This is a genomic window from Ectopseudomonas composti (assembly GCF_001567565.1).
GTDB lineage: Bacteria > Pseudomonadota > Gammaproteobacteria > Pseudomonadales > Pseudomonadaceae > Aquipseudomonas > Aquipseudomonas composti_A.
The window spans coordinates 143,127-167,195 of sequence record NZ_LSSW01000020.1; the positions used below are offsets into that span (position 1 = coordinate 143,127).

Sequence of the window (24,069 nt, forward strand, 5' to 3'; positions counted from 1 at the left end):
CTTCATGACACTCGAACAAGGCCAGATATTCGTCATTCTCCTCGCCAGCATGGGCCTGTTCATCTGGGGCCGCTGGCGTCACGACGTGGTGGCGCTGGCTGCGCTGCTGGCCTGCGTGATCGTCGGCCTGGTGCCGGAGCGCGAAGCCTTCGTCGGCTTCGGTCATCCGGCGGTCATCACCGTGGCTTGCGTGCTGGTGCTCAGCCATGGCCTGCAACGCACCGGAGCGGTCAATCGGCTGGCGTTGCGCCTGTTGCCCAGCGGCGCCGGAGTGATGGTCTCGATCGCTGCACTGACCGCGCTCGGCGCCCTGCTGTCGGCCTTCATGAACAATGTCGGCGCCCTGGCGCTGCTGATGCCGATCGCCCTGCAGATCGCCTCACGCCTGGAACTGCCACCCGGGCGCCTGCTGATGCCACTGGCCTTCGGCACCATTCTCGGCGGTATGACCACGCTGATCGGCACACCGCCGAACCTGATCGTCTCCAGCTTCCGTGCGCAACAAGGCGCCGGTCCCTTCGCCATGTTCGACTTCAGCCCGGTGGGCGTGGCCGTAGCCCTGGCAGGCGTGCTGTTCATCAGCCTGCTCGGCTGGCGCCTGGTACCGAAGCGCGAAGTCGGCAACGCCGCCAGTTTCGACACCGGCCATTACCTGACCGAGGCGCGAATCAAGGAAGGCGGCATGGCCCAGGGCAAGACGCTGCGCGAGATCGAGCAACTGCTCGATGAAGCCGACGCCCAGGTGGTGGCCATGGTGCGCAACAAGCTGCGTCTGACGGCGCCCAATCCACGGCGCGTGCTGCAGGCCGACGATGTGCTGGTGATCGAAGCCGACCCGGAAGAGCTGGGAGAGGTGCTCAGCAAGCTGGACCTGCTGCTGGAGGCCGAGCGCGAGGCGCAAGAGGAACAGCACAAAGAAGAACCGAGCGACACGGAGAACAAGGAAAGCAACGGCGACGAACGCGCCATGCAGGAGCTGCTGGTCAAACCCGACTCATCGCTGATCGGACGCTCGGCCAGCAGCACACGCTTGCGCAGCCGTTACTCCATCAACCTGCTGGCCATTTCGCGACAGAGCCACCGCTCGATAAAGCGCCTGCGCTCGACCACGATGCAAAGCGGTGACGTCCTGTTGCTGCAGGGCAGCAGTGAAGACATCGGCGAATTCGCCAACGACTATGGCTGCGTGCCCCTGGCGGCGCGGGCGATCAATATTCCGGATTCGAGTCAGGCCAACCTGGCCCTCGTCATCATGTTGCTGGCCATCGCTGCAGCGGCCTTCGGCTTGCTCTCGGCAGCGATTGCATTCGCCTGCGGGGTGCTGGCCTACATGCTGCTGCGCCTGGTACCGCTGCGAGCCGTCTACGAAGCCATCGACTGGCCGGTGATCGTGCTGCTCGGCGCACTGATTCCGGTGGCGGGGGCGATGTCCACCAGCGGCGCGGCCGATCTGCTGGCGCGGCTGCTGATGGAGCAACTGGCGCAAGGCAACCCGATCATCATCGTCACCCTGCTGCTGGTGGTGACCATGACCCTGTCGGATTTCATGAACAACGCCGCGACCGCAGCGGTGATGTGCCCGATTGCCCTGAGCGCCGCCAGTCAGCTCGGCGTGAGCCCGGATGCCCTGCTCATGGCCGTGGCCATCGGCGCCTCGTGCTCGTTCCTGACGCCCATCGGTCACCAGAACAACACCCTGATTCTCAGCCCAGGCGGCTTTAATTTCGGCGATTACTGGCGCCTGGGTTTGCCGCTGGAGATTCTCGTGGTCTGCCTCAGCGTCCCCCTGCTGCTGTGGGTCTGGCCCTTGTAGGCCACCAGCCTACAGCTGCTCGAGCACGCTGGCAGGTGACTGAAACTTGAGTCCATGCGCCTCGGCGACGCTGCCACAGGTAATCACCCCGCGGGCAACGTTGAGGCCGGCGAGCAGATGCGGATCGTCCTCCAGCGCTCGCCGCGTACCTTTCTGCGCCAGCGCCACGACGAAAGGCAGCGTGGCGTTGTTCAGCGCCAGTGTCGAGGTTCGCGCCACCGCGCCGGGCATGTTGGCCACGCAGTAGTGCACCACATCGTCGACCACATAGATGGGGTCGGCATGGGTGGTCGCATGTGAGGTTTCGGCGCAGCCGCCCTGATCGATGGCGACATCCACCAGCACCGCGCCCGCCTTCATTTGCCGCACCATGTCCGCGGTGATCAGCTTCGGCGCTGCGGCGCCGGGAATCAGCACCCCACCAATCACCAGATCGGCGTCCAGCACCTGTTCGCGTACCGCCGCGCGAGTGGAGTAGAGCGTGGTGATGCGATTGCCATACTGGGCATCGAGCCGGCGCAACGCATCGACGCTGCGGTCGAGTACCGTGACATTCGCGCCCAGCCCAACCGCCATGGCCAGGGCATGACTGCCAACCACCCCACCGCCGAGAATCACCACCTTGCCCGGCGCCACACCTGGCACACCACCCAGCAATACGCCACGCCCGCCGCGAGCCTTCTCCAGGCAACTGGCACCCGCCTGGATCGACATGCGCCCGGCCACTTCCGACATCGGCGCCAGCAGCGGCAGGCGGCCCTGGGCGTCGGTCACCGTTTCATAGGCGATACAGGTGGCACCGCCGGCCATCAGCTCGTCGGTCTGCGCACGATCCGGGGCCAGGTGCAGGTAGGTGAACAGCGTGTGGTGGGCTCGCAACCTGGCGCGCTCCACCGCCAGCGGTTCCTTGACCTTGACGATCAACTGCCCCTGCTGGAACACCTGCGCCGAGTCCTTGGCGATCTGCGCGCCGGCCTCGAGATAATCCTCGTCGGCGAAACCGATGGCGGCGCCAGCCTGGGTTTCGATCCACACCTCATGGCCGAGCGCAGTCAGCTCGGCCACCGACTGCGGCGTGAGACCGACGCGGTACTCGTGGTTCTTGATTTCCTTGGGTACGCCGATTCGCATGACCATCTCCAACCATTGCGGGCCAACAGTCTGAAGTCTAGGAAAGCGTGAGCCAGCTCACCGGAAAATCCACGAGAAATTTCGCCCGTCCGTCACTGCCCGAACAGCAGGCGCCGCGCCTCGGCGCTAAGCAGCGCCTGTGGGTCGGCGTTCACCTGCTCCACCAACGCATAAGCACGCTGCACCGCCGGGCGCGCATCGATGCGTTCGAGCCAGGCGGCCATGTTGGGAAAGTCCTCCAGCTTCTGCTGCTGCGTCTTCCACAGCTTGGCCCAGGGGTAGATGGCCATGTCGGCGATGGAGTACTCACCCGCCACGTAATCGCGCCCGGCCAGTTGGCGGTCGAGCACAGCGTACAGGCGCGCGGTCTCCTTCACGTAACGGTCGATGGCATAGGGAATAGGCTCCGGCGCATAACGCACGAAGTGATGGTTCTGCCCCGCCATCGGTCCGACGCCGCCCATCTGCCAGTACAGCCACTGCAGCACGCCGAAACGCGCACGCGTCTCGCGCGACAGGAACTGCCCGCTCTTGTCGGCCAGGTATTCGAGAATCGCCCCGGACTCGAACAACGCGATGGGCTCGCCGCCATCGGCCGGCGCGTGATCGACGATGGCCGGAATGCGGTTGTTCGGCGCGATCTTGAGAAACTCCGGCGCGAACTGCTCGCCCTTGCCGATATGCACCGGCACGATGCGGTAGTCGAGCCCGGCCTCCTCGAGAAAGATGCTGACCTTGTGGCCGTTGGGTGTGGTCCAGTAGTACAGGTCGATCATTTGCTCTGCTCCACATGGATAGAGGCCCGCTTGACCGGGCCGTGGGTCGCTTCATAAACCTGCAGGATACGCGCGAACCAGGCCCCCAGCGCCGAGTCGTCGGCCCAGGGCTGCGCGCCCAGGCACCAGGCCCAGAACAGCATGCCGGCCAGCAGGTAGTCACAACCGCCAGGCGCCTGGCCTTCGAGGAAAGGCTGATCACGCAGCCACATTTCCAGCGGCGCCACGCCTTCACGGAACAGCCGCTCACCGCCCTGCGGATCGGCGAACGCCTCCAGGCTCATGCCCAGCGCCTTCTCCCGGCTGCTGCGGAAATACTCGCGGTCGGCCGGGTCGATCACCTGCCACACGCGCGGGATGAGCATCTTCAACAAGGGCACGCGCACCATGTTAAAGCTCAGGCGTTCCACCAGGCGCGCGCGCTCGCTGGCCAGGCCATCGCCGAGCAAGGGCTGCTGCGGATAACGCTGGTCCAGGTAGGCGAAGATCGCCAGGCTGTCATGCACCGCCTCGCCATCCTCGGTCAGCACCGGCACCAGCTTCTGCCCGGAAAAGGCGATCAGCTCCTTGTCGGTGAAGCGTATCGGCCGGCTCTGCCAGTCCAGCCCCTTGTGCGCCAGGGCCAGACGCACGCGCCAGCAGTAGGGCGAGAACAGCAGCTCTGGATCGGCGCCACACAACTCGAACAATTCCCGCATATCACCTCCTTTAAAAACCAATCAGTCCAAAATTAGTCGAACAAAAAACCGCTCAAACGCAATCCAGACTGGCCATCACCACTGCAACGGTGGCGCGAATCGAATCCGCCGGCACCGCCGACTTGACCTGAGTACGCAGGCCGCTCATCACGCATTGCAGATAACCGGCGCGGGCCGCGAAGTTCTCGCCGTTGCTCAGCTCCCCGCAGGCCACGGCACGTTGCAGTGCCTGCTCGAAAATCTGGCAGATACCCGCCGTCGCTTGCTGCAGTACCGGCACCAGCGCCGGTTCCGACAGGGAGAATTCATTGGCCACGTTGACCAGCATGCAGCCGCGCGGCACGCCATCAGGACCATCGTCTTCGAGCACGCTGAGCAGGCGCTCACGGATGAAGGCGAGCGGCGAGGTGCTCGCCTGCAGTTGCTCCAGCAACAGGGCGCGACGCTGCGCCACGTACAGGCTGAAGGCCGCAGCGAACCACGCCTGCTTGCTCGGGTAGGTTTGATAGAGACTGCTCTTCGACAGCCCGGTTACCGCCTGCAGGTCCTGTAGCGACGCGGCTTCGTAACCGCGCTGCCAGAACAGTTGCATGGCGCTTTCCAGGGCTCGCTCGGGGCAGAAGCTTTTGGGTCGTCCACGTGTCGTCATGCGCGCAATTTAGAACCGATCAGTTCTAAATTCAAGCCTTGGGCTCCTTCAGATCGACGATGCCGCGCAACAACTCCACCGGCAACGGAAAGACGATGGTCGAGCTCTTGTCACTGGCGATATGGCTCAGCGTCTGCATGTAACGCAACTGCATGGCGCCGCTCTGCCGGCCAAGTATCTCGGCGGCCTGCATCAGCTTTTCCGAGGCCTGCAGCTCGCCTTCGGCGTGAATCACCTTGGCGCGCCGCTCACGTTCAGCTTCGGCCTGACGGGCGATGGCGCGCACCATCGACTCGTTGATGTCGACATGCTTGATCTCGACGTTGGCGACCTTGATGCCCCAGGCGTCGGTCTGCGCGTCCAGCACCTGCTGGATGTCGGAATTGAGCTGTTCGCGCTCGGCGAGCATCTGATCGAGGTCGTGCTTGCCGAGCACCGCACGCAATGTGGTCTGCGCCAGCTGACTGGTGGCGACCATGTAGTCCTCGACCTGGATGATGGCGTTCTCTGGATCGAGCACGCGGAAGTAGAGCACCGCGTTGACCTTGACCGAGACGTTGTCGCGGGAGATCACGTCCTGCGGTGGTACGTCGAGCACGATGGTACGCAGGTCCACCCGCACCATCTGCTGCAATCCAGGGATGATCAGGATCAGCCCCGGGCCCTTGACCCGCCAGAAGCGGCCGAGCTGGAACACCACGCCACGTTCATATTCGCGCAGGATGCGAAACGATGAGACGAGCAGCACCAGGACGATGATCGCCAGTGAAAGAAAACTCAATTCGAAACCCATCAGTGACCTCCTTGGGGCGGTGGGTCATCCACCGCGCTGACCTGCAGATGCACGCCTTCGCGCGCCGTGACTCGTACCTGCTGCCCGGGCCGTAACGGCGAGGCGCTATGCACCTGCCAGCGTTCGCCCTGCAGCGCCACCCAACCAGCGCTCGGATCGTCGTCACGCACCGCAGCGACCGCCACCAGGCTGCCTACCAGACCGCTGCCACCGGCCACTTGCTGACGCTGCCTGGCCCGGAGCGCCATGCTGACGATGGCCAGGATCGCCGCCGCGCTGATCAGCGCCAGGGTGAAGATCAGCGCCAGCGGGATGCCGAAGCCCGGCACGTCGGTATCGATCAGGATCAGCCCACCGAAGACGAACGCCACCACCCCACCGATGCCGAGCACGCCGAAGCTGGGCAAGAACGCCTCGGCGGTGATGAAGGCAATGCCGAGCAGGATCAACGCCACCCCCGCATAGTTCACCGGTAGCAGTTGCAGGGCGTAGAGCGCGAGCACCAGGCTGATGCCACCGATCACCCCGCCGACGCCGCTACCGGGATTGGAGAACTCGAAAAACAGGCCGTAGACACCGATCATCATCAGAATCAGCGCCACGCTGGGGTTGGTGATCACCGCCAGCAACCGGGTACGCCAGTCCGGCGCATGGCTGATGAGCGGCGCACCGGCGGTAGCCAGGGTGACTTCGACGCCTGCAGCCTGCAGGGTCTTGCCGTCCAGCTGGCGCAGCAGGTCGCCCTGGTCCTTGGCCAGATAGTCGATAACCTTCTGCTCCAGCGCCTCTTCGGCGGACAGGCTGACGGCCTCGCGCACCGCCCGTTCGGCCCACTCGGCATTACGCCCGCGCATGTTGGCCAGACCGTGGATGTAAGCGGCTGCATCGTTGACCTGCTTGGCGGTCATGGCATCGCCCGAGCCCTTTGCGCCTTGCGCGGGCTTGTCCGTGTCGCCCTTGCCATCGCCCTCCGGCTTGCTCGGCGAGCCAGACATACCGATGGCCACCGGCGTGGCAGCGCCAAGGTTGGTCCCTGGCGCCATGGCGGCGACATGGCTGGCATAGAGGATGTAGGTGCCGGCGCTGGCAGCCCTTGCACCGCCTGGGGCGACGTAACTGGCCACCGGGATGGGGCTGGCTAAAATCGCCTTGATGATCGCGCGCATGGAGCTATCCAGGCCGCCAGGGGTGTCGATCTCGATCAGCACCAGCTGCGCGTCCTCGTCCACCGCCTTGGCCAGACCGCGCACCAGGTAGTCGGCACTGGCCGGGCCGATCACCCCATCCACCTGCAAGCGCACCACCGCGCCCGGCGCCGCACTCGCCCCCACCGAACCGCAGAGGATCAGAGCACACAGACACTGACGCAACCAGCCAGGCAACACGTTCGACTCCCAGGCCCCGCAGCAATACCGAACAGGTGGCGGAGGGCCTGTGTTGAGCATAGTCCATGTCCCAGCGCGGCCCGCGACGCGGCCGGCGCATGTGCTACGGGTCCACCAGCAGTTGCTAACCGCAGGAGCGTATCTATCCGCGATACGGACGACGCAATCGCGAAAGGTGCCAGGCCGAACAGATTGCCGGCAGACAGATACCCAGTGACTGGTCAGTTCCGGTAGGCTGCACGCATCGCTCCAGATCAGATTTCGTATGCCGCGCCCTCGTCTTCGCCAATCGCTACGCCGCCTCTGGGCACTGGATAAATTCAGCGCCAGCCTGCGAGTACTCATCGCCCTGACGGGCGCCCTGGCGCTGTGCTGGTGGCAGGGCTGGATGCATGGGCTGATTCCGCTGTTTCTCGGCATCATCGCCTGCGCCCTGACCGAGACCGACGACAGCTGGCAGGGCCGCCTGGGTACCGTGCTGGTCACCCTGCTGTGCTTCAGCGCGGCGGCCTATGCGGTGGAGTTTCTCTTCCCCTATCCCTGGCTGTTCGTCATTGCCCTGGCGCTTTCCGCTTTTTCCCTGACCATGCTCGGCTCCCTGGGCGAGCGCTTCGCCACCCTCGGTTCGGGCACGCTGATCCTCGCCGTGTACAGCATGATCGGCGTCGAACAGCGCGGCGGTGTCGCCGGCCTGTGGCTGGAACCCCTGTTGCTGGTGGCCGGCGCCGCCTGGTACGGCCTGCTGTCGGTGATCTGGCACGGCCTGTTCGCCCATCAGCCGGTGCAACAGAGCCTGGCCCGGCTGTTTCGCGAGCTGGGCAAGTACCTCAAGCTCAAGGCGGCCTTGTTCGAGCCCGTGCGCCAACTGGATATCGAGCAACGCCGTCTGGACCTCGCCCAGCAGAACGGGCGGGTGGTCTCCGCGCTGAACGCGGCCAAGGAGATCATCCTGCATCGCGTTGGCGGCGGGCGTCCCGGGCCCAAGGTCAATCGCTACCTGAAGCTGTATTTCCTCGCCCAGGACATTCACGAGCGCGCCAGCTCGTCGCACTACCCCTACAACGAGCTGGCCGAAGCCTTCTTCCACAGCGACGTACTGTTCCGCTGCCAGCGTCTGCTGCGCCTGCACGGCGAAGCCTGCCAGCGCCTGGGCAGCGCCATCGAGCTGCGCCAGCCATTCGAATACCGCGAGCTGTGCAGCCAGGCCCTGGAAGACCTGCATGCCTCGCTCGACCATCTGCACCTGCAGAGCAATCCGGCCTGGCGCCGTCTGCTGCGCTCGCTCGGCGCGCTGGCTGGCAACCTGGCCAGCCTGGACCTGCTGCTGGGTAACGCCAGCAACCCCGATGCCCTGGCCGATGAACAGGACAGCAGCCTGCTCGATCGCGAACCGCATTCATTGCGCGAGGTGGTCGACCGTATCGGCCAGCAGCTGACCCCCACCTCGCTGCTGTTTCGCCATGCCCTGCGCCTGTCCATCGCCCTGGCGGCCGGCTACGGCCTGCTGCACCTGATTCACCCGACCCAGGGCTACTGGATCCTGCTGACCACCCTGTTCGTCTGCCAACCGAACTACGGCGCCACGCGCCTGAAGCTGGTGCAGCGTATCGCCGGCACCCTGCTCGGTCTGGGTATCGGCTGGGCGTTGTTCGATCTGTTCCCCGACCCGCGTATCCAGGCCCTGTTCGCCGTGGTCGCCGGGGTCGCCTTCTTCGCCACGCGCAGCACGCGCTACACCCTGGCCACGGCGGCAATCACCCTGCTGGTGCTGTTCTGCTTCAACCAGATCGGCAACGGTTACGGCCTGTTCCTGCCAAGGCTGATCGACACCCTCATCGGCGGTGTGCTGGCCGGGCTGGCGGTATTCCTGATCCTGCCGGACTGGCAGGGCCGGCGCCTGGGCCGCATGCTGGCGAGCACGCTGAGCTGCAACAGCGCCTACCTGCGCCAGATCATCGCCCAATATGCGCGCGGCAAGCGTGACGACCTCGGCTACCGCCTGGCCCGGCGCAATGCGCACAACGCCGATGCGGCGCTGTCCACCACCCTCGGCAACATGCTGATGGAGCCCGGACACTTCCGTAAAGACGCCGACCTCGGTTTCCGCTTCCTGGTGCTTTCGCACACCCTGCTCAGCTACCTCTCCGGACTGGGCGCTCACCGTGGCGAACAACTGCCGCAGGCCGCTCAGGCGCACCTGCTGGAACAGGCCGAGGCACTGGCCAGAAGCCTCGACGAAATCGCCACCGGCCTGCGCGGCGAACAACCGCTGGCCATTCACAGCGACGAGGAAGAAGCACTGGCGCAGAGCCTGGAACTGATCGCCGACGACGTCGACGAGCGCCAGCGGCTGGTGCAGACGCAGTTGGCGTTGATCTGTCGCCAGCTCGCGCCATTGCGCACACTGGCCGTACACCTGCAGAAAGATCGCCACTAGCAGGCTAACGGGGCTTTCTGCCACTATCTGGCGATGCCTATTCACCAGGCCTTGCCCATGCCAGCCAACCGACACACCGCCCTCGCCTACCTGGCCGCATTGCCGGGCTTGCTGCTGGTGTGCTGCCTGCTGCTGACCGGCCAATCGGCACTCGCCAATACCCAGCTGGACGACAACAGCAGGCCGCAGGACCTCTATGGTCTGGTCGATTTCCTCGCCGACCCGCAAGGCACCCTGACCCTGGATGATGTCCGCGCCGGCGACGCCCCGTTTCACGCCTCGCTGACGCGCCGCGACCTCAGCTTCGGCTACGTGCCGGGCGCGATCTGGCTGCGTCTGCCGCTGCAGTCGGATGCCCAGGAAAAACGCGTCTGGCGCCTGGAGCTGAACTACGCCTCGCTCGACGAAGTGCGCCTCTACGACATCGGCGCCGATGGCGTGCGCGAGTCACGCAGCGGCGACACCGTGCCCTACGCCGAACGCAGCGTCGGCCATCGCAACCCGGTATTCGAAATCACCCTGCAACCTGGCGAGCAGCGCACGCTGTACCTGCGCGTCGACTCACGCGGCAGCATGACCCTCAGCGGTGCGCTGATGCCTTCACGCGATTTCGAGCAGCACAGCCAGAACGGCTATCTGGTGCACGCCCTCTACTTCGGCGTACTGGTCGCCCTCGGTCTGTACAACCTGCTGCTGTTCCTCGCCCTGCGCGAACGCCCCTTCCTCAACTATGTGCTGTTCATGTTTGCCTTCGCCCTCAGCGTGCTGTCGCTCAACGGTTTTGGCGCGCAGTACCTGTGGTCCGAGGCCGCGCCCTGGAGCAACCGCATGCTGCCAGTCAGCCTGACCTCGGCGGCGCTGCTCTCGGTGGTGTTCGCCCGCAGCTTCCTCGATACCCGACAATGGCTGCCGCGCTGGGACAAAGGCCTGCTGATGCTGTGCATCGCGATCGCTGCGGCCTTGCTGGGCACCGTACTGCTGCCGGTACAGCGCGCACTGCAGCTGATGTCGCTGACCGGCCTGATCGCCACCCTGACCCTGCTGCTCACCAGCTTCGTCTGCGTCGGCTACCGGGTGCCCGGCGCGCGCCTGTTCGCCCTGGCCTGGCTGATGCTGCTGACCGGCGCGGTGCTGCTGGCGCTGCGCAACTTCGCCCTGATTCCGTCGAACTTCCTCACCCTGTACGCCATGCAGATCGGCTCGGCGCTGGAGATGATCCTGCTGTCCTTCGCCCTGGCGGCTCGCTTCAACGAACTCAAGCGCCAGCGCGAAGCGGCGCTGCAACTCAATGAACAGGTCCTTGCCAAGCGCGTCACCGAGCGCACCCTGGCACTGGAGCAGGCCAACCAGCGCCTCAGTGAACTGGCGCTACAGGACCCGCTGACCGGCCTGGCCAATCGCACCGCCCTGCAACAGCATCTGGATCAGGCTCTGGCGCGTAGCCAACGACGCAACGAGCTGATCGCGGTGATGCTGATCGACCTGGACGGCTTCAAGCCGATCAACGACCAGCACGGCCACGGCTTTGGCGACCAGGTACTGGCGGAAATCGCCCGACGCCTGCGCCAGTACATCCGTGATGCCGACCTGCCGGCGCGCCTCGGCGGCGACGAATTCGTGGTGATCTGCGAGAACGTGCAATCGGCCGAAGACGCCCAGGACCTGGCCAAGCGCCTGCTGGAAGGGCTGGACACGCCGATCTATCTGGAAGATCGTGCCGTGCGAGTCGGCGCCAGCATCGGTATCGCCCTGAGTCGCGGCACCGATGACGCCACCACGCTGATTCGCCTGGCCGACGTGGCCATGTACCGGGCCAAGGCCGAAGGTCGCAACCGCGTGCAGTTGGCGCCCCATTCTCTTTGAAGAGGGCCACGGCCTCTCTCTCACCTCGAACCCGATAGCGCACCATGGACAAGAATCTGCTGCTGCAAGACGTGCTCGCCCATCTGCAGGCCGACCTCGAACAGGCCACTCTCGCCGCCCTCAGCGCACACGAAACGGCCACCCACGAAGAGAACGTCGCCGAGAACAAGTACGACACCCTGGGGCTGGAGGCCGCCTATCTGGCCAGCGGCCAGGCGCGCCGCGTCGAGGAGCTGCGTCAAACCCTGATCACCTGGCGCCAGTTGCGTCCACGGCCGTTCGACGAGGCCCAGGGCATCGAACTGGGTGCACTGGTTCAGGTGATCGATGCACAGGACCAGTCGCGCTGGCTGTTCCTCGGCCCGCAGGGCGCGAGCATGAAGTTGCAGCAGGCGGAGCAAACGATTCAGGTGCTCGGCAGCGCCGCGCCCCTGGGCCGCGCCTTGCTAGGCAAGGGCCCGGGCGATGAAATCAGCCTGCCGATGGCCAGTGGCGCGCAGTCGTTCGAGGTACTCAGCGTCGAGTGAGCGGGAACTATCCGGGCTATGGTTGGTAAACATCTATACACCCCAAGCCGGGAGCGCCCCATGGAATCGCCCGTTCACGACCTGCCCGCACTGTTCAAGCAACTCGGCCTGGCCGATGACCACGCCAGCATCGAAACCTTCATCAAGCGCCACTCGCCGCTGGCCGATGATCGCAAGCTGGCCGACGCCGCCTTCTGGAGCCCGGCACAGGCCGCCTTCCTGCGCGAGGAAATTCTCGAGGATGCCGACTGGGCGGAAGTGGTCGACCAGCTCAACGTGCGCCTGCGCGGCTAGGACGTCCCAGGCCTCGCAGAGGCCAGGCCGCACACCCGCGATTCAGCCTGAGCCGGTCATCTCGCGCCAGGTCAGGTACATGCGCAGATCGAATTCGATCTGCGCATAGCCCGGCAGCATGTGGTCGCACAGCTTGTAGAACGCCTTGTTGTGGTCGCTCTCTTTCAGGTGAGCCAGCTCGTGCACCACGATCATCTGCAGAAAGGCCGGCGCCGCATCGCGAAACAGCGAGGCGACGCGAATCTCCTTCTTCGCCTTGAGCTTGCCGCCCTGCACCCGCGAGATCGCCGTGTGCAGCCCCAGTGCGCGGTGCGTGAGGTCGAGGCGATTGTCGTAGAGCACCTTGTCGATGGCCGGCGCGTTCTTCAGGTGCTCCTGCTTGAGCGCCATCACGTAGCCGTAAAGCGCCTTGTCGCTCTGCACCTCATGCCGGCCCGGATAGCGCTGCGCCAGGTAGTCGCCCAGCCGATCATCGGCGATCAGCTGACGAACCTGCTGCTGCAAGGCCACCGGATAACCCTGTAGATACTTCAACACTAAGATCCCGTCTTCATCAGGACCGCCAGTGTAACGGATGCCAGGCTATTCGCTGGGCACCACGCGTAACAGGCGCCCCTGCGGGTTATCGGTGAGCAGATAGAGCGCGCCGTCGGGCCCACTGCGCACATCGCGAATCCGCTCGCCCACCTCTTCGAAGAGAATTTCCTCCCCCGCCAGCATGCCGTCACGCACACGGATGCGTCGCACGCTGCGCTCGGCCAGGGTGGCCGCGAACAGGTCGCCCTGCCAGTCAGGGAAGCGCTCGCCGCGATACAGCGTCAGGCTCGCCGGCGCCACCGACGGCGTCCAGTGCAGCAGCGGCGCGGTCAGCCCCGGCAGCTCGGTGTAGGGGCTGATACGCGCGCCGGTGTAGTCGATGCCGAAGGTTGCCAGCGGCCAGCCGTAGTTGTTGCCGGCCTCGATCAGGTTGAGTTCGTCCCCGCCGCGCGGCCCGTGCTCGTGGCTGTACAGGCGCTCGTGCTCGGCATCGAAGAAGATGCCCTGCACGTTGCGATGGCCGAGGCTGTAGATCTCCGGCGCAGCGCCTTGCTGGCCGACCAGCGGGTTGTCCTGCGGCACGCTGCCATCACGGTTGAGGCGCACGATCTTGCCCAGGTGGTTGGCGGGGTTCTGCGCCTGCTCACGCCAATCGAAACCGTCGCCCAGGGTCAGCACCAGGGTCTTGTCGGCGAGAAAGGCGATACGTCCACCGTAATGCGCGGCCCCGGCCTTGAGCGGCTGGGCGGTGAACAACACCTCGAAGTCACGCAGCTCGTCATCCACCAGGCGTGCCCGGGCCAGACGGGTGTTGTTGGCCTCCGGCGAGCCGTGCGCATAGGTCAGATACAGCCAGCGGTTTTCACTGTAGTCCGGGTCCAGGGCCACCTCCATCAGCCCGGCCTGGGCAGCGATGAACGCTTCGGGCAGGCCCGCCACCGGTTCGGGGTCGACACGGCCATCGGCTTCGACGATACGCAAACGCCCGACACGCTCGGTGACCAGCATGCGCCCGTCGGGCAGGAAGGCCAGCGCCCAGGGATTCTCCAGCCCCTCGCTGAGGGTTTCGACACGGTAGTCCAGGGCCAGTAGCGGCGTGCTGACCAACAGGGCGCCGAGCAGCAGCGCGCGAGAGCATCTCAACATGGATAGCGCCTTGTCACAGGGAGTCGGAAGAAGTCGGCTGCACCCGGTAGCGCACTCGTCGGCCGAGCAGGCCGAACAACAGCGCACCAACGCTGCCACAGGCCATCAGCCCGAGCGTGCCGAAAGGGTCGCGGTCGGCAGCGATCAGGGTCGGCATCGGCGCCAACGCATTGGCCAGGGCCAGTGCCGTCCAGATGGCTGCAGCGCCGGCCAGCACGAATATCAGCCACCGCAGCGGCGGCATGCGCCGCGCCAGCCAGTTAGCCAGCGGCAGGGCGATGAGAAACCCCAAGGCACTGAGCAGAGCGAAGGTCGGGGCGAAGCCAAGTAGATCGAGACAGGTGGTGCCGACGCGCACATCCAGCGGCATCGGCGCGCCGAGCGCCTGCAGCGCGGCGAGGTTGGTCTGGGTCTGGAAGATCGAGGCAAGCAGCGAGGCCAGCAACACGGCAAGAAGGAAAGCGAGCAACAGACGTGGCTTGCTGGACATGGGGGGCAGTTCCCGGAACGACAGTGCACGAATTATGGCGCACCCCACCGGCCGTTATGCCCCAGGTGTTTTACAGGGTTTTACCTGTGACGGACGGCGCACCAGCCGCGCCAGCCAGGACTGCGCAGTGGAGCGAAAACGCCAATGACAATGACTTTATATTGGCGCCAATAAGGCGACGGACGGTTATCAGGCTTTCACCCAGACTGCCGCTATAGAGCGCGCCACGAGCACACCCACCGCTCGTGACAGCCACCTTCTCGCTCGCGCGTCACTGGCCGGAACGCCAAGTAAGCCGTTACTGACTCCTGGATGAGATGCGCCCCGACAGAAGTTTCCGTCTTTCAGGAGCTTTGAACATGATCGAACTCGCCATGTGGAACCTCAGCATCCCGGTCGGCGTCCCCGCGACCACCATCGAAACCCGAGTTCTGGCTGGTGGCTATCAGGACCACTACTTCCAGTCCAAGGATGGCGCCATCTTCTTCTGGGCGCCGGTCAATGGCACCACCACCGAGAGCGCCAAGTACCCACGTTGCGAGCTGCGTGAGACCTATTCCGATGGTCGCCTGCGTAACTGGACCTATCCGGGCGCCGATCATTTCCTGCGCGCCGCCCTCAGCGTCAACCAGGTGCCCTCGACCGGCAAGATCGTCATTGGCCAGATCCACGCCTACCAGAGCTCGATGCCGCTACTCAAGCTGGAGTACCAGTACAAGACCAAGACTGCCAGCGGCAACATCGTCGCCAAGGTGCGCATGACACCGACCGCCGCGATTCAGACGATCACCGTAGTCAGCGGCATCGTGCTCGGTCAGGCGTTCAGCTATGCGATCAACCTCAAGCCCGACGGCACCCTGGTGATCGACCTCGACAGGACCCGCTGGAGCACCCGCCTGGATTCCTCCTGGGCGGCAAAGCCGCTGTACTTCAAGGCCGGCGTCTACACCCAGGACAACACCGGCTACGAAACCGAAGCCGGCGCCGCCCGTTTCGACCAGTTGAGCATCGAACATCGCGCGCTACTCAGCACAGCGCCCTGAGCCCCGAACGCCAGGCATGAAAAAGCCGCGACGCTTGCGCAGTCGCGGCTTTCGGCTGAGCGCCTGCGCCCGCCGCGGATCAGTTGACCTTGGAGTTGAGCTCGCCGCTGGCGTAGCGCTGGAACATACCTTCCAGGGACACCGGCTTGATCTTCGAGGCGTTACCGGCAGTGCCGAAGGCTTCGTAGCGCGCGATGCAGATGTCACGCATGGCGACGATGGTCTTGGCGAAGAACTTGCGCGGGTCGAACTCGCTCGGGTGCTCGGCCATCATGCGACGGATCGCGCCGGTAGAGGCCAGGCGCAGGTCGGTGTCGATGTTGACCTTGCGCACGCCGTGCTTGATGCCTTCGACGATTTCCTCGACCGGCACACCGTAGGTTTCCTTGATGTCGCCGCCGAATTCGTTGATCACCTTCAGCCATTCCTGCGGAACGGAGGAAGAACCGTGCATCACCAGGTGGGTGTTGGGGATGCGCTTGTGGATTTCCTTGATGCGCTCGATGGAGAGCACGTCGCCGGTTGGCGGCTTGGTGAACTTGTAGGCGCCGTGGCTGGTGCCGATGGCGATGGCCAGGGCATCGACCTGGGTAGCCTTGACGAAGGCAGCGGCTTCTTCCGGGTCGGTCAGCAGCTGGCTGTGGTCCAGCACACCTTCGGCGCCAACGCCGTCTTCTTCACCGGCCATACCGGTTTCCAGGCTGCCCAGGCAACCCAGTTCGCCTTCGACGGAAACACCACAAGCGTGGGCGAAGGCCACGGTCTGCTGGGTCACGCGAACGTTGTAGTCGTAGTCGGCCGGGGTCTTGCCGTCTTCCTTGAGCGAGCCGTCCATCATCACCGAGGAGAACCCCAGCTGGATGGAGCGCTGGCAGACGTCAGGGCTGGTGCCGTGGTCCTGGTGCATGCACACCGGGATGTGCGGGAATTCTTCGATGGCAGCCAGGATCAGGTGGCGCAGGAACGGCGCACCGGCGTATTTGCGGGCACCAGCGGAGGCCTGGACGATGACCGGCGAATCGGTCTTGTCGGCGGCTTCCATGATGGCGCGCATCTGCTCGAGGTTGTTGACGTTGAAGGCCGGCACGCCGTAGCCGAATTCGGCGGCGTGGTCGAGCATCTGGCGCATGCTGATAAGTGCCATGGTGTCACTGTCTCCCAATTTGGAGTTCGTTAGTCGTGCAAGCCTGCCGCAGGGGCCGACGTTGTTCAAGTTTCGTCGAGCCGGGGCCTGCGCCCACAGCTCGTCTCGGCATCGCCGAAGGTGTTACGGAGCCTTGCAGCCGCGGCCGATCAGGTCATCGGTGGCGGTCCAGTAGACCAGCCCTTCCTCACCCTTGGTGTGGAAGGACAGGCGCCCGTCGCTGTACAGCGCGCCGGATGCAGCAGGTTCCTGGGTCAGGCGGTGGACGATGTCATCGCCACCCAGGCGCACATCCACCTGGTCGGCGCTGCCATTGGCAAAACGCCACAACACCTCGGCCTGGCTGTCGCACACCCAGCGATTCCACTGATCCGACACCTGCGGCTGACTGCTGCAGGCCGCAAGCAACAGAGCGCTAGCAGCGAGCCCCGCGAGTCTGATCCCGATCATTGTTTCTCCTCGTCAGCAACGCTGTTCCGGCGCTGGGCCAGCGGACTGGCCAGTACTTTCATCAACACGTTGATCATCCTGAGTGGTCGGGGTTTCGATCTGCGCAGGGCTGAATACCTCGCAGGCGGCCTCCCGACCACCGCTGGCACAACCGGCCAGCAACATACCAATGACGCTCAAGGCGGCTAACTTGTCCATGACACGACTCCTTGTTCGATGATCCGGTTTTCTACAGACCACCCGTTCGCGTCAGGGTTTAATCAGCCAGGGCGCAGGGTGAGTCGCTTCACCCTAGCAGGCCTTTACTTGGCGCGCTGCTCCAGCACTTCCACGGCCGGCAGCACCTTGCCCTCGACGAACTCGAGGAAGGCACCACCACCGGTGGAAATGTAGGAAATCTTGTCGGCTACGCCGTACTTGTCGATGGCCGCCAGGGTATCGCCACCACCGGCGATGGAGAACGCCGGGCTTTCGGCGATGGCCAGGGCCAGGGCCTTGGTGCCGTTACCGAACTGATCGAACTCGAACACCCCGACCGGGCCGTTCCACAGGACGGTCTGCGAAGCCTTGAGCATCTCGGCGAACTGCTTGGCGGTCTGCGGGCCGATGTCGAGGATCATGTCGTCCTCGGCCACGTCCTTGACCGCCTTGACGGTGGCTTCGGCGTCTTCGGCGAAAGCCTTGGCCACTACCACGTCGACCGGCAGCGGCACGCTGACCTTGGCCGCGATGGCCTTGGCGGTGTCGACCAGATCGGCCTCGTACAGCGACTTGCCCACCGGCAGGCCAGCAGCGGCGAGGAAGGTGTTGGCGATACCGCCACCGACGATCAGCGAGTCGCAGATATCGGCCAGGGAGTTGAGCACGTCGAGCTTGGTCGACACCTTGGAGCCGGCGACGATGGCCAGCATCGGCCGGGCCGGCTTGTCCAGAGCCTTACCCAGGGCATCCAGCTCGGCGGCCAGCAGCGGGCCGGCGCAGGCCACCTTGGCGAACTTGGCCACGCCATGGGTCGAACCCTGGGCGCGGTGGGCGGTGCCGAAGGCGTCCATCACGAACACGTCGCACAGGGCGGCGTACTGCTGGGCCAGCTCATCGCTGTTCTTCTTCTCGCCCTTGTTGAAGCGTACGTTCTCCAGCAGCACCAGCTCGCCGGCCTTGACCTCGACACCGCCGAGGTAGTCCTTGACCAGCGGCACGTCACGACCGAGCGCCTTGCTCAGGTAGGCCGCGACCGGCGCCAGGCTGTCTTCCTCGCTGTAGACGCCCTCTTCCGGGCGGCCCAGGTGCGAGCAGACCAGCACGGCTGCGCCCTTCTCCAGCGCCAGCTTGATGGTCGGCAGGGAGGCGAGGATGCGCGCGTCGCTCTTGACCACGCCATCTTTCACCGGGACGTTGAGGTCTTCGCGGATCAGCACGCGCTTACCAGCGAGGTCGAGTTCGGTCATCTTCAGAACGGTCATAGATTCAGTCCTTCACGGAGCAGGATTGGCTTTATTGGCTTGCAGGAGAAAATGTTCGGCGACATCGAGCATGCGGTTGGCGAACCCCCACTCGTTGTCGAACCAGGCCAGCAGGTTGACCAGGCGCGGGCCGGACACGCGGGTCTGGCTACCGTCGACGATGGCCGAGTGCGGATCATGGTTGAAGTCGCAGCTGGCGTGCGGCAGCTCGGTATACGCCAGCAGCCCCTTGAGCGGGCCGCTGCGCGCCGCCTGTCGCAGCACGCGATTGATTTCCTCGGCAGAGGTGTCGCGCGCGGTCTGCAGGGTGATGTCCAGGCAGGAGACGTTCACCGTCGGTACGCGAATGGCCTTGGCCTGAATACGCCCGGCCAACTCCGGCAGCAGGCGCTCGATACCACGCGCCAGGCCGGTGGACACCGGGATCACCGACTGGAAGGCCGAGCGCGTGCGGCGCAGGTCTTCGTGGTGGTAGGCATCGATCACGGGTTGGTCGTTCATCGCCGAGTGGATGGTGGTAATGGAGACGTACTCCAGACCCACCACCTCATCGAGAAGTTTCAACAGCGGCACGCCGCAGTTGGTGGTACAGGACGCATTCGACACCAGGCGCTCGCTGCCCGTCAGGCCATCCTGATTGACGCCATAGACGATGGTGGCGTCGATATCCGCCTCGCTGGCCATCGGCTGCGACAGCAGCACGCGCGGCGCACCAGCGTCGATGAAACGCTGCGCCTGGTCACGGGTCACGTACTGCCCCGAGCATTCCAGCAACAGATCGATGTCCAGCGCAGCCCAGTCGATACCCTCGGGTTCGCTCTGGCGCAAGACCTTCACGCAGTCGCCGTTGATATGCAGGCAGTCGCCATCGACCTTCACCTCGCCGGGAAAACGCCCGTGGGTGGAGTCGAAGCGGGTCAGGTATTCGATGCTGGCCTGGTCGGCCAGATCGTTCAGCGCGACGATTTCCAGACTCGCAGCATTGCCTCGCTCGTGCAGCGCACGCAGCACGCAACGGCCAATGCGGCCGTAGCCGTTGAGGGCGACACGATAAGGGCGGTTGGACATGGACGGTCTCGTATGATCCGTAGGGTGGATCGCGCTTCATCGATCCACCGTCGGTGTAACGGCGGGTGAAAACAGCGTCACCCGCCCTACGGCGTCGCTCTCGCTTAGGCGTCGAGCAGTTCTTCGGCGGTGCCGACCACGTTGTCGACGATGAAGCCAAACTCCTCGAACAGCGCCGGAGCCGGGGCCGACTCGCCGAAGCTGGTCATGCCGATGATGCGACCTTCCAGACCGACGTACTTGTACCAGTAATCGGCGTGCGAGGCCTCGATGGCGATGCGCGCACCGACCTGCAGCGGCAGCACGTCCTGCTTGTAGGCGGCGTCCTGCTGGTCGAACACGCTGGTCGACGGCATCGATACCACGCGTACCTTGCGACCGGCGGCAGTCAGCTTGTCGTAGGCGGCAACGGCCAGGCCGACTTCCGAACCGGTGGCGATCAGGATCAGCTCCGGCTCGCCGCCGCAGTCCTTGAGCACGTAGCCGCCGCGCGCGACGTCAGCCAGCTGCTGGGCATCACGCGACTGGTGCGGCAGGTTCTGGCGGCTGAACACCAGGGCGCTCGGGCCGTCGGCGCGCTCGATGGCGTATTTCCAGGCCACGGCGGATTCCACGGCATCGGCCGGGCGCCAGGTGTCGAGGTTCGGCGTGCCACGCAGGCTGGCCAGCTGCTCGATCGGCTGGTGAGTCGGGCCGTCTTCGCCCAGGCCGATGGAGTCGTGGGTGAACACGTACAGCACGCGTTTCTTCATCAGCGCGGACATGCGCACGGCGTTGCGCGCGTATTCCATGAAGATCAGGAAGGTCGCACCGTAAGGCACGAAGCCGCCGTGCAGGGCGATACCGTTCATGATCGCGCTCATGCCGAATTCGCGCACGCCGTAGAACATATAGTTGCCGGAAGCGTCTTCGGCAGACACACCCTTGCAGCCCTTCCACAGGGTCAGGTTGGAGCCGGCCAGGTCGGCGGAACCGCCGAGGAACTCCGGCAGCAGCGGGCCGAAGGCATTCAGCGCATTCTGGCTGGCCTTGCGGCTGGCGATGGTTTCGCCTTTCTCGGCGACGTCCTTGATGTAGGCGGCGGCTTTCTCGGCGAAATCGGCCGGCAGCTCACCGGCAATGCGGCGCTTGAACTCGGCAGCCAGCTCAGGGAAAGCGGCGGCGTAGGCAGCGAACTTGTCGTTCCAGGCGGCTTCGGCGGCAGCGCCGGCGGCCTTGGCGTCCCACTCGGCGTAGATCTCGGCGGGGATTTCGAACGGGCCATGGTTCCAGCCCAGGGCGGCGCGGGTCAGGGCGATCTCGTCATTGCCCAGCGGCGCGCCGTGACACTCTTCCTTGCCCTGCTTGTTCGGCGAACCGAAGCCGATGGTGGTCTTGCAGCAGATCAGGGTCGGCTGATCCACGCTCTTGCGCGCGGTCTCGATGGCCATCTTGATCTCTTCGGCATCATGGCCGTCGACGTTGCGGATCACCTGCCAGCCGTAGGCTTCGAAGCGCTTCGGCGTGTCATCGGTGAACCAGCCCTCGACCTCGCCGTCGATGGAGATGCCGTTGTCGTCGTAGAAGGCGACCAGCTTGCCCAGGCCCAGAGTGCCGGCCAGCGAGCAGACTTCATGGCTGATGCCTTCCATCATGCAGCCGTCACCGAGGAACACGTAGGTGTTGTGGTCGACGATAGCGTGGCCTTCACGGTTGAACTGCGCGCCCAGCACCTTTTCGGCGATGGCAAAACCGACGGCGTTGGCGATGCCCTGGCCGAGCGGGCCGGTGGTGGTTTCCACGCCCGGGGTGTAGCCGTACTCCGGGTGGCCCGGGGTCTTGCTGTGCAGCTGACGGAAGTTCTGCAGATCGTCGATCGACAGGTCGTAGCCGGTCAGGTGCAGCAGCGAGTAGATCAGCATCGAACCATGGCCGTTGGACAGCACGAAGCGGTCACGATCGGCGAAGTTCGGATTGCTCGGGTTGTGCTTGAGGAAGTCGCGCCACAGCACTTCGGCGATGTCCGCCATGCCCATGGGGGCACCGGGGTGGCCGCTGTTGGCTTTCTGCACAGCATCCATGCTGAGGGCACGAATGGCATTGGCTCGCTCACGACGGCTGGGCATCGCTGAATCTCCTACGGGGGCTGCTTCTGAATGAAGGGGGCGAAAAAAGGGTGCCATTTTCGCCCAGCCGGGCCCCGTGGGGCAATGACAGATAGTCGTAGAGCGCAAATCAGCTGGTTTGCTCGCTCAGAACGCTCACCGCAGGGCTGCCCGGCCCACCCAGGCACGGCGCCTGGAACAACTCGCCATGCCAGACGCCGGCGAGCGTGCGGCTGAACACCAGCGCCCACACGGCGGCCAGCTGGACAGCCAGCACCAGCCCGACCAGAGCGAAGAAGGCCAGCCCGGTCAGCGCCTGCAGCTCGAAGGTCGCCAGGGCGAACACTCCCAAGGGGAAGGTAAAGCCCCACCAGCCGAGGTTGAACGGCATGTTGTCGCGGATGTAATGGCGGGTGAACAGGGTCGCGATCACCAGCCACCAGAGCCCCGCGCCCCACAGCGCCAGGCCGCCGATCAGGCCAAGATCGCGGGTCAGCTCGGCGGCACTGACCAGAGGCGTACCGGCGAAAGCCAGCGGCGCTGCCTGGCCCATGCTCAGCAGCCCCAGGCAGCCGGTGGCCAGCGGCCCCAGGGGCAGCCAGCTGGTAGCGGCAAAGTCGGTATCCGGCAATTTGTGCAAGGCCAGACGCAGCAGCACCAGGGTGATCAGCGAGAAGGCCAGCGACAGCGACAGCCCCCAGAGCACGAACCCCACCACCAGCAGTTGCTGCGCAGCCGCTGCGTCCAGGTGCGGCGCCAGCGCCCCCGCCGAGCTGGCGACCACCTCGGGTGCGACGATAGGTAGCAGCCAGACTGCGGTCAGTTTTTCCAGCGCATGATGCTGCCGGGTGAACATCAGATAGGGCACCAGCAAGGCACCGAGCAGCGCCAGCCCCGCATTCAGCCACCACAAGGCATGGGCCAGCGCATAGACGCCGCCACCCCAGCGCGGCACGCCGAACAGCAACAGCCCCTTGATCAGCACCGCCAGGCCCATCGGGATGGCACCGAGGAACATCGACTGCACCGGATGCAGCAGCATCGGCCAGACGGTGTCGCCAAACAGCGCCAGGCGCAGCAGGAGCAGGAGGCTGAACAGGGCGAACAGCGCCACAGCGAAGAACCACAACCCTTCGGCCAGCATCGCCAGGGCTGGCAGCTGCCAGGGCAGATGGCCGATCACCAGCGCCAGCACACCGGTCCCCATGGTCATGGCGAACCAGTTGGGCGTGAAGTGACGAATGAAGGCGAGCGGCTCGGGCAGGCGACTGAAAGGGCGCAGCATGAATCGAGTTGTCCCGTGAGAGGAGTGACAGCACAAGGTTAAGAATTGGCTTGCCATATTAAAAATACATATTCAGCATCCAATGCATGCCTTTTGCTTATGCACTCTCATGAACCTTCATCACCTCAAAGTCTTCCTTGCCGTGGCAGACGCCGGCAGCATCAGCGCTGGCGCCGAACGCCTGCATATCAGCCAGCCAGCGGTCACCCGGGAGATTCGCGACCTCGAGGCCAGCCTTGATCTGCGCCTGTTCGACCGCCTGCCGCGAGGCGTACAACTGACCGAAGGCGGGCTGCGCCTGCTCGACTACGCCCAGCGCATCTTCAGCCTGGAACGTGCCGCCGAACGTGATCTGCGAGACTTCGCCCAACTCGAGCAGGGCGAACTTCACCTCGGTGCCAGCGCCACGCTCGGCTCCTACCTGCTGCCCCCCCTGCTCACCCGCTTTCGCGCCCTGCACCCACAGATATTCGTCAGCCTGGAAGTGAGCAATACCGACGTGGTGACCCGGCAACTGGACGAAGGCCGCATCAGTCTCGGTTTCGTCGAAGGCCCCTTCGCACACGCCGACTATGCCCATCGCCTGCTGGCGCGCGACGCCCTGCTCCCGGTGGTTGCGCCGCACCACCCGCTGGTCGCCAGCCCTAGGCTCATGGCAGTGCAACTGCAAGACTACCCGCTGTACATGCGCGAGCCGGGCTCCGGCGCACGCGTCAGCATCGAACAGGCCTACCACGCACACGGGCTCGAACCCCGCGCGGGCATGGCCATCGGCAGCACCGAGGCGCTCAAACGCCTGCTCGCTGACGGCCAGGGCATTGCCTGGCTGTCGCAGCGGGTGGTCGAGCGCGAACTGGCCAGCGGCGAACTGCGCCATCTGCCCGTCCAGGATCTGCAGATCGAGCGCGAGCTGCATGTCCTGTGGCGCCTGGGCGCCAGCCTGAGCCCGGCCCCTGCGGCATTTCTCGAGCTGAGCCAGGCGCCGGAATGACA

Annotated in this window: 23 protein-coding genes; 7 read left to right on the forward strand and 16 right to left on the reverse strand. The window is 65.0% G+C overall.

What is annotated here, in order from left to right; all coding sequences use genetic code 11:
- Nucleotides 1-4: 4 nt before the first annotated feature.
- Nucleotides 5-1,813, forward strand: coding sequence for an SLC13 family permease (locus PCLY_RS06635; protein WP_061238498.1), 1,809 nt, complete (start codon nucleotides 5-7; stop codon nucleotides 1,811-1,813).
- A gap of 9 nt (nucleotides 1,814-1,822) precedes the next feature.
- Here the strand turns inward: PCLY_RS06635 and ald are convergent, their stop codons facing one another.
- From ald to PCLY_RS06665, 6 genes are all read right to left on the reverse strand, one after another.
- Nucleotides 1,823-2,944 carry an alanine dehydrogenase gene (ald, locus tag PCLY_RS06640; RefSeq protein WP_061238499.1) on the reverse strand — a complete coding sequence of 374 codons (1,122 nt, stop codon included), beginning with the start codon at nucleotides 2,942-2,944 and terminating at the stop codon, nucleotides 1,823-1,825.
- Between the two features lie 92 nt (nucleotides 2,945-3,036).
- Complete coding sequence (locus PCLY_RS06645) at nucleotides 3,037-3,720, reverse strand: glutathione S-transferase N-terminal domain-containing protein (protein ID WP_061238500.1); 684 nt, start codon at nucleotides 3,718-3,720, stop codon at nucleotides 3,037-3,039.
- The gene (locus tag PCLY_RS06650; protein ID WP_061238501.1) at nucleotides 3,717-4,418 is read right to left on the reverse strand and encodes a glutathione S-transferase family protein; all 702 of its coding nucleotides are present in this window, start codon (nucleotides 4,416-4,418) and stop codon (nucleotides 3,717-3,719) included. Before PCLY_RS06650 ends, PCLY_RS06645 begins: the two co-directional genes overlap by 4 nt.
- Nucleotides 4,419-4,470: 52 nt before the next feature.
- Nucleotides 4,471-5,010 (reverse strand): TetR/AcrR family transcriptional regulator, encoded by a 540-nt coding sequence (locus tag PCLY_RS06655; RefSeq protein WP_082768029.1) that lies wholly within the window; start codon nucleotides 5,008-5,010, stop codon nucleotides 4,471-4,473.
- A gap of 88 nt (nucleotides 5,011-5,098) precedes the next feature.
- Complete coding sequence (locus PCLY_RS06660) at nucleotides 5,099-5,860, reverse strand: slipin family protein (protein WP_061238503.1); 762 nt, start codon at nucleotides 5,858-5,860, stop codon at nucleotides 5,099-5,101.
- Nucleotides 5,860-7,242 (reverse strand): NfeD family protein, encoded by a 1,383-nt coding sequence (locus PCLY_RS06665; RefSeq protein ID WP_061238636.1) that lies wholly within the window; start codon nucleotides 7,240-7,242, stop codon nucleotides 5,860-5,862. Before PCLY_RS06665 ends, PCLY_RS06660 begins: the two co-directional genes overlap by 1 nt.
- Nucleotides 7,243-7,510: 268 nt before the next feature.
- On the opposite strand from PCLY_RS06665, the gene yccS reads away from it, so the two are divergent.
- From yccS to PCLY_RS06685, 4 genes are read left to right on the forward strand one after another with little or no spacing between them, the layout of a single operon-like run.
- Entirely contained in the window at nucleotides 7,511-9,682 is a 2,172-nt protein-coding gene (yccS, locus tag PCLY_RS06670) for a YccS family putative transporter (protein WP_061238504.1), read from the forward strand.
- A 57-nt stretch (nucleotides 9,683-9,739) separates the two neighbouring features.
- On the forward strand, nucleotides 9,740-11,545 hold the full coding sequence (locus PCLY_RS06675) for a diguanylate cyclase (RefSeq protein WP_061238505.1): 1,806 nt from the start codon (nucleotides 9,740-9,742) through the stop codon (nucleotides 11,543-11,545).
- A gap of 44 nt (nucleotides 11,546-11,589) precedes the next feature.
- Entirely contained in the window at nucleotides 11,590-12,072 is a 483-nt protein-coding gene (locus PCLY_RS06680; RefSeq protein WP_061238506.1) for a GreA/GreB family elongation factor, read from the forward strand.
- 60 nt (nucleotides 12,073-12,132) lie between these two features.
- Complete coding sequence (locus tag PCLY_RS06685; protein ID WP_061238507.1) at nucleotides 12,133-12,366, forward strand: DUF2789 domain-containing protein; 234 nt, start codon at nucleotides 12,133-12,135, stop codon at nucleotides 12,364-12,366.
- Between the two features lie 42 nt (nucleotides 12,367-12,408).
- On the opposite strand, the gene PCLY_RS06690 is transcribed toward PCLY_RS06685, so the two are convergent.
- From PCLY_RS06690 to PCLY_RS06700, 3 genes are read right to left on the reverse strand one after another with little or no spacing between them, the layout of a single operon-like run.
- Nucleotides 12,409-12,909, reverse strand: coding sequence for a YgjP-like metallopeptidase domain-containing protein (locus PCLY_RS06690; protein ID WP_197432154.1), 501 nt, complete (start codon nucleotides 12,907-12,909; stop codon nucleotides 12,409-12,411).
- 39 nt (nucleotides 12,910-12,948) lie between these two features.
- Nucleotides 12,949-14,049 carry a PQQ-dependent sugar dehydrogenase gene (locus tag PCLY_RS06695; RefSeq protein WP_061238509.1) on the reverse strand — a complete coding sequence of 367 codons (1,101 nt, stop codon included), beginning with the start codon at nucleotides 14,047-14,049 and terminating at the stop codon, nucleotides 12,949-12,951.
- 13 nt (nucleotides 14,050-14,062) lie between these two features.
- On the reverse strand, nucleotides 14,063-14,539 hold the full coding sequence (locus PCLY_RS06700; RefSeq protein WP_061238510.1) for a hypothetical protein: 477 nt from the start codon (nucleotides 14,537-14,539) through the stop codon (nucleotides 14,063-14,065).
- A gap of 359 nt (nucleotides 14,540-14,898) precedes the next feature.
- Between PCLY_RS06700 and PCLY_RS06705 the strand changes: the two genes are divergently transcribed.
- Entirely contained in the window at nucleotides 14,899-15,582 is a 684-nt protein-coding gene (locus PCLY_RS06705; RefSeq protein ID WP_061238511.1) for a polysaccharide lyase family 7 protein, read from the forward strand.
- Between the two features lie 79 nt (nucleotides 15,583-15,661).
- Here PCLY_RS06705 and fba read toward each other — a convergent pair whose 3' ends face one another.
- The 7 genes from fba to PCLY_RS06740 all read right to left on the reverse strand — a co-directional run bounded on the left by fba (nucleotide 15,662) and on the right by PCLY_RS06740 (nucleotide 23,076).
- The gene (fba, locus tag PCLY_RS06710) at nucleotides 15,662-16,726 is read right to left on the reverse strand and encodes a class II fructose-bisphosphate aldolase (RefSeq protein ID WP_061238512.1); all 1,065 of its coding nucleotides are present in this window, start codon (nucleotides 16,724-16,726) and stop codon (nucleotides 15,662-15,664) included.
- Between the two features lie 123 nt (nucleotides 16,727-16,849).
- Complete coding sequence (locus tag PCLY_RS06715; RefSeq protein WP_061238513.1) at nucleotides 16,850-17,176, reverse strand: MliC family protein; 327 nt, start codon at nucleotides 17,174-17,176, stop codon at nucleotides 16,850-16,852.
- Between the two features lie 12 nt (nucleotides 17,177-17,188).
- On the reverse strand, nucleotides 17,189-17,374 hold the full coding sequence (locus tag PCLY_RS06720) for a hypothetical protein (RefSeq protein WP_061238514.1): 186 nt from the start codon (nucleotides 17,372-17,374) through the stop codon (nucleotides 17,189-17,191).
- A gap of 104 nt (nucleotides 17,375-17,478) precedes the next feature.
- Nucleotides 17,479-18,639: a phosphoglycerate kinase gene (locus tag PCLY_RS06725; protein WP_061238515.1), complete on the reverse strand. Its 1,161-nt coding sequence runs from the start codon at nucleotides 18,637-18,639 to the stop codon at nucleotides 17,479-17,481.
- A gap of 12 nt (nucleotides 18,640-18,651) precedes the next feature.
- Entirely contained in the window at nucleotides 18,652-19,707 is a 1,056-nt protein-coding gene (gene epd, locus PCLY_RS06730; protein WP_061238516.1) for an erythrose-4-phosphate dehydrogenase, read from the reverse strand.
- A 104-nt stretch (nucleotides 19,708-19,811) separates the two neighbouring features.
- Complete coding sequence (tkt, locus tag PCLY_RS06735; RefSeq protein WP_061238517.1) at nucleotides 19,812-21,812, reverse strand: transketolase; 2,001 nt, start codon at nucleotides 21,810-21,812, stop codon at nucleotides 19,812-19,814.
- A gap of 109 nt (nucleotides 21,813-21,921) precedes the next feature.
- Complete coding sequence (locus PCLY_RS06740) at nucleotides 21,922-23,076, reverse strand: TDT family transporter (RefSeq protein ID WP_061238518.1); 1,155 nt, start codon at nucleotides 23,074-23,076, stop codon at nucleotides 21,922-21,924.
- A 109-nt stretch (nucleotides 23,077-23,185) separates the two neighbouring features.
- Between PCLY_RS06740 and PCLY_RS06745 the strand changes: the two genes are divergently transcribed.
- The gene (locus tag PCLY_RS06745; RefSeq protein WP_061238519.1) at nucleotides 23,186-24,067 is read left to right on the forward strand and encodes a LysR family transcriptional regulator; all 882 of its coding nucleotides are present in this window, start codon (nucleotides 23,186-23,188) and stop codon (nucleotides 24,065-24,067) included.
- Nucleotides 24,068-24,069 lie beyond the last annotated feature (2 nt).

Excerpts from the sequence above, each read along its gene's own strand:
- PCLY_RS06705 (WP_061238511.1), top strand. The coding sequence starts at position 14,899 with ATGATCGAACTCGCCATGTGGAACCTCAGCATCCCGGTCGGCGTCCCC.
- PCLY_RS06655 (WP_082768029.1), bottom strand. The coding sequence starts at position 5,010 with ATGCAACTGTTCTGGCAGCGCGGTTACGAAGCCGCGTCGCTACAGGAC.
- ald (WP_061238499.1), bottom strand. The coding sequence starts at position 2,944 with ATGCGAATCGGCGTACCCAAGGAAATCAAGAACCACGAGTACCGCGTC.
- tkt (WP_061238517.1), bottom strand. The coding sequence starts at position 21,812 with ATGCCCAGCCGTCGTGAGCGAGCCAATGCCATTCGTGCCCTCAGCATG.
- PCLY_RS06745 (WP_061238519.1), top strand. The coding sequence starts at position 23,186 with ATGAACCTTCATCACCTCAAAGTCTTCCTTGCCGTGGCAGACGCCGGC.
- PCLY_RS06725 (WP_061238515.1), bottom strand. The coding sequence starts at position 18,639 with ATGACCGTTCTGAAGATGACCGAACTCGACCTCGCTGGTAAGCGCGTG.
- PCLY_RS06675 (WP_061238505.1), top strand. The coding sequence starts at position 9,740 with ATGCCAGCCAACCGACACACCGCCCTCGCCTACCTGGCCGCATTGCCG.
- PCLY_RS06715 (WP_061238513.1), bottom strand. The coding sequence starts at position 17,176 with ATGATCGGGATCAGACTCGCGGGGCTCGCTGCTAGCGCTCTGTTGCTT.
- PCLY_RS06740 (WP_061238518.1), bottom strand. The coding sequence starts at position 23,076 with ATGCTGCGCCCTTTCAGTCGCCTGCCCGAGCCGCTCGCCTTCATTCGT.
- PCLY_RS06685 (WP_061238507.1), top strand. The coding sequence starts at position 12,133 with ATGGAATCGCCCGTTCACGACCTGCCCGCACTGTTCAAGCAACTCGGC.
- fba (WP_061238512.1), bottom strand. The coding sequence starts at position 16,726 with ATGGCACTTATCAGCATGCGCCAGATGCTCGACCACGCCGCCGAATTC.
- PCLY_RS06695 (WP_061238509.1), bottom strand. The coding sequence starts at position 14,049 with ATGTTGAGATGCTCTCGCGCGCTGCTGCTCGGCGCCCTGTTGGTCAGC.
- PCLY_RS06720 (WP_061238514.1), bottom strand. The coding sequence starts at position 17,374 with ATGGACAAGTTAGCCGCCTTGAGCGTCATTGGTATGTTGCTGGCCGGT.
- PCLY_RS06635 (WP_061238498.1), top strand. The coding sequence starts at position 5 with ATGACACTCGAACAAGGCCAGATATTCGTCATTCTCCTCGCCAGCATG.
- PCLY_RS06680 (WP_061238506.1), top strand. The coding sequence starts at position 11,590 with ATGGACAAGAATCTGCTGCTGCAAGACGTGCTCGCCCATCTGCAGGCC.
- PCLY_RS06660 (WP_061238503.1), bottom strand. The coding sequence starts at position 5,860 with ATGGGTTTCGAATTGAGTTTTCTTTCACTGGCGATCATCGTCCTGGTG.
- yccS (WP_061238504.1), top strand. The coding sequence starts at position 7,511 with ATGCCGCGCCCTCGTCTTCGCCAATCGCTACGCCGCCTCTGGGCACTG.
- PCLY_RS06700 (WP_061238510.1), bottom strand. The coding sequence starts at position 14,539 with ATGTCCAGCAAGCCACGTCTGTTGCTCGCTTTCCTTCTTGCCGTGTTG.
- PCLY_RS06650 (WP_061238501.1), bottom strand. The coding sequence starts at position 4,418 with ATGCGGGAATTGTTCGAGTTGTGTGGCGCCGATCCAGAGCTGCTGTTC.
- epd (WP_061238516.1), bottom strand. The coding sequence starts at position 19,707 with ATGTCCAACCGCCCTTATCGTGTCGCCCTCAACGGCTACGGCCGCATT.
- PCLY_RS06645 (WP_061238500.1), bottom strand. The coding sequence starts at position 3,720 with ATGATCGACCTGTACTACTGGACCACACCCAACGGCCACAAGGTCAGC.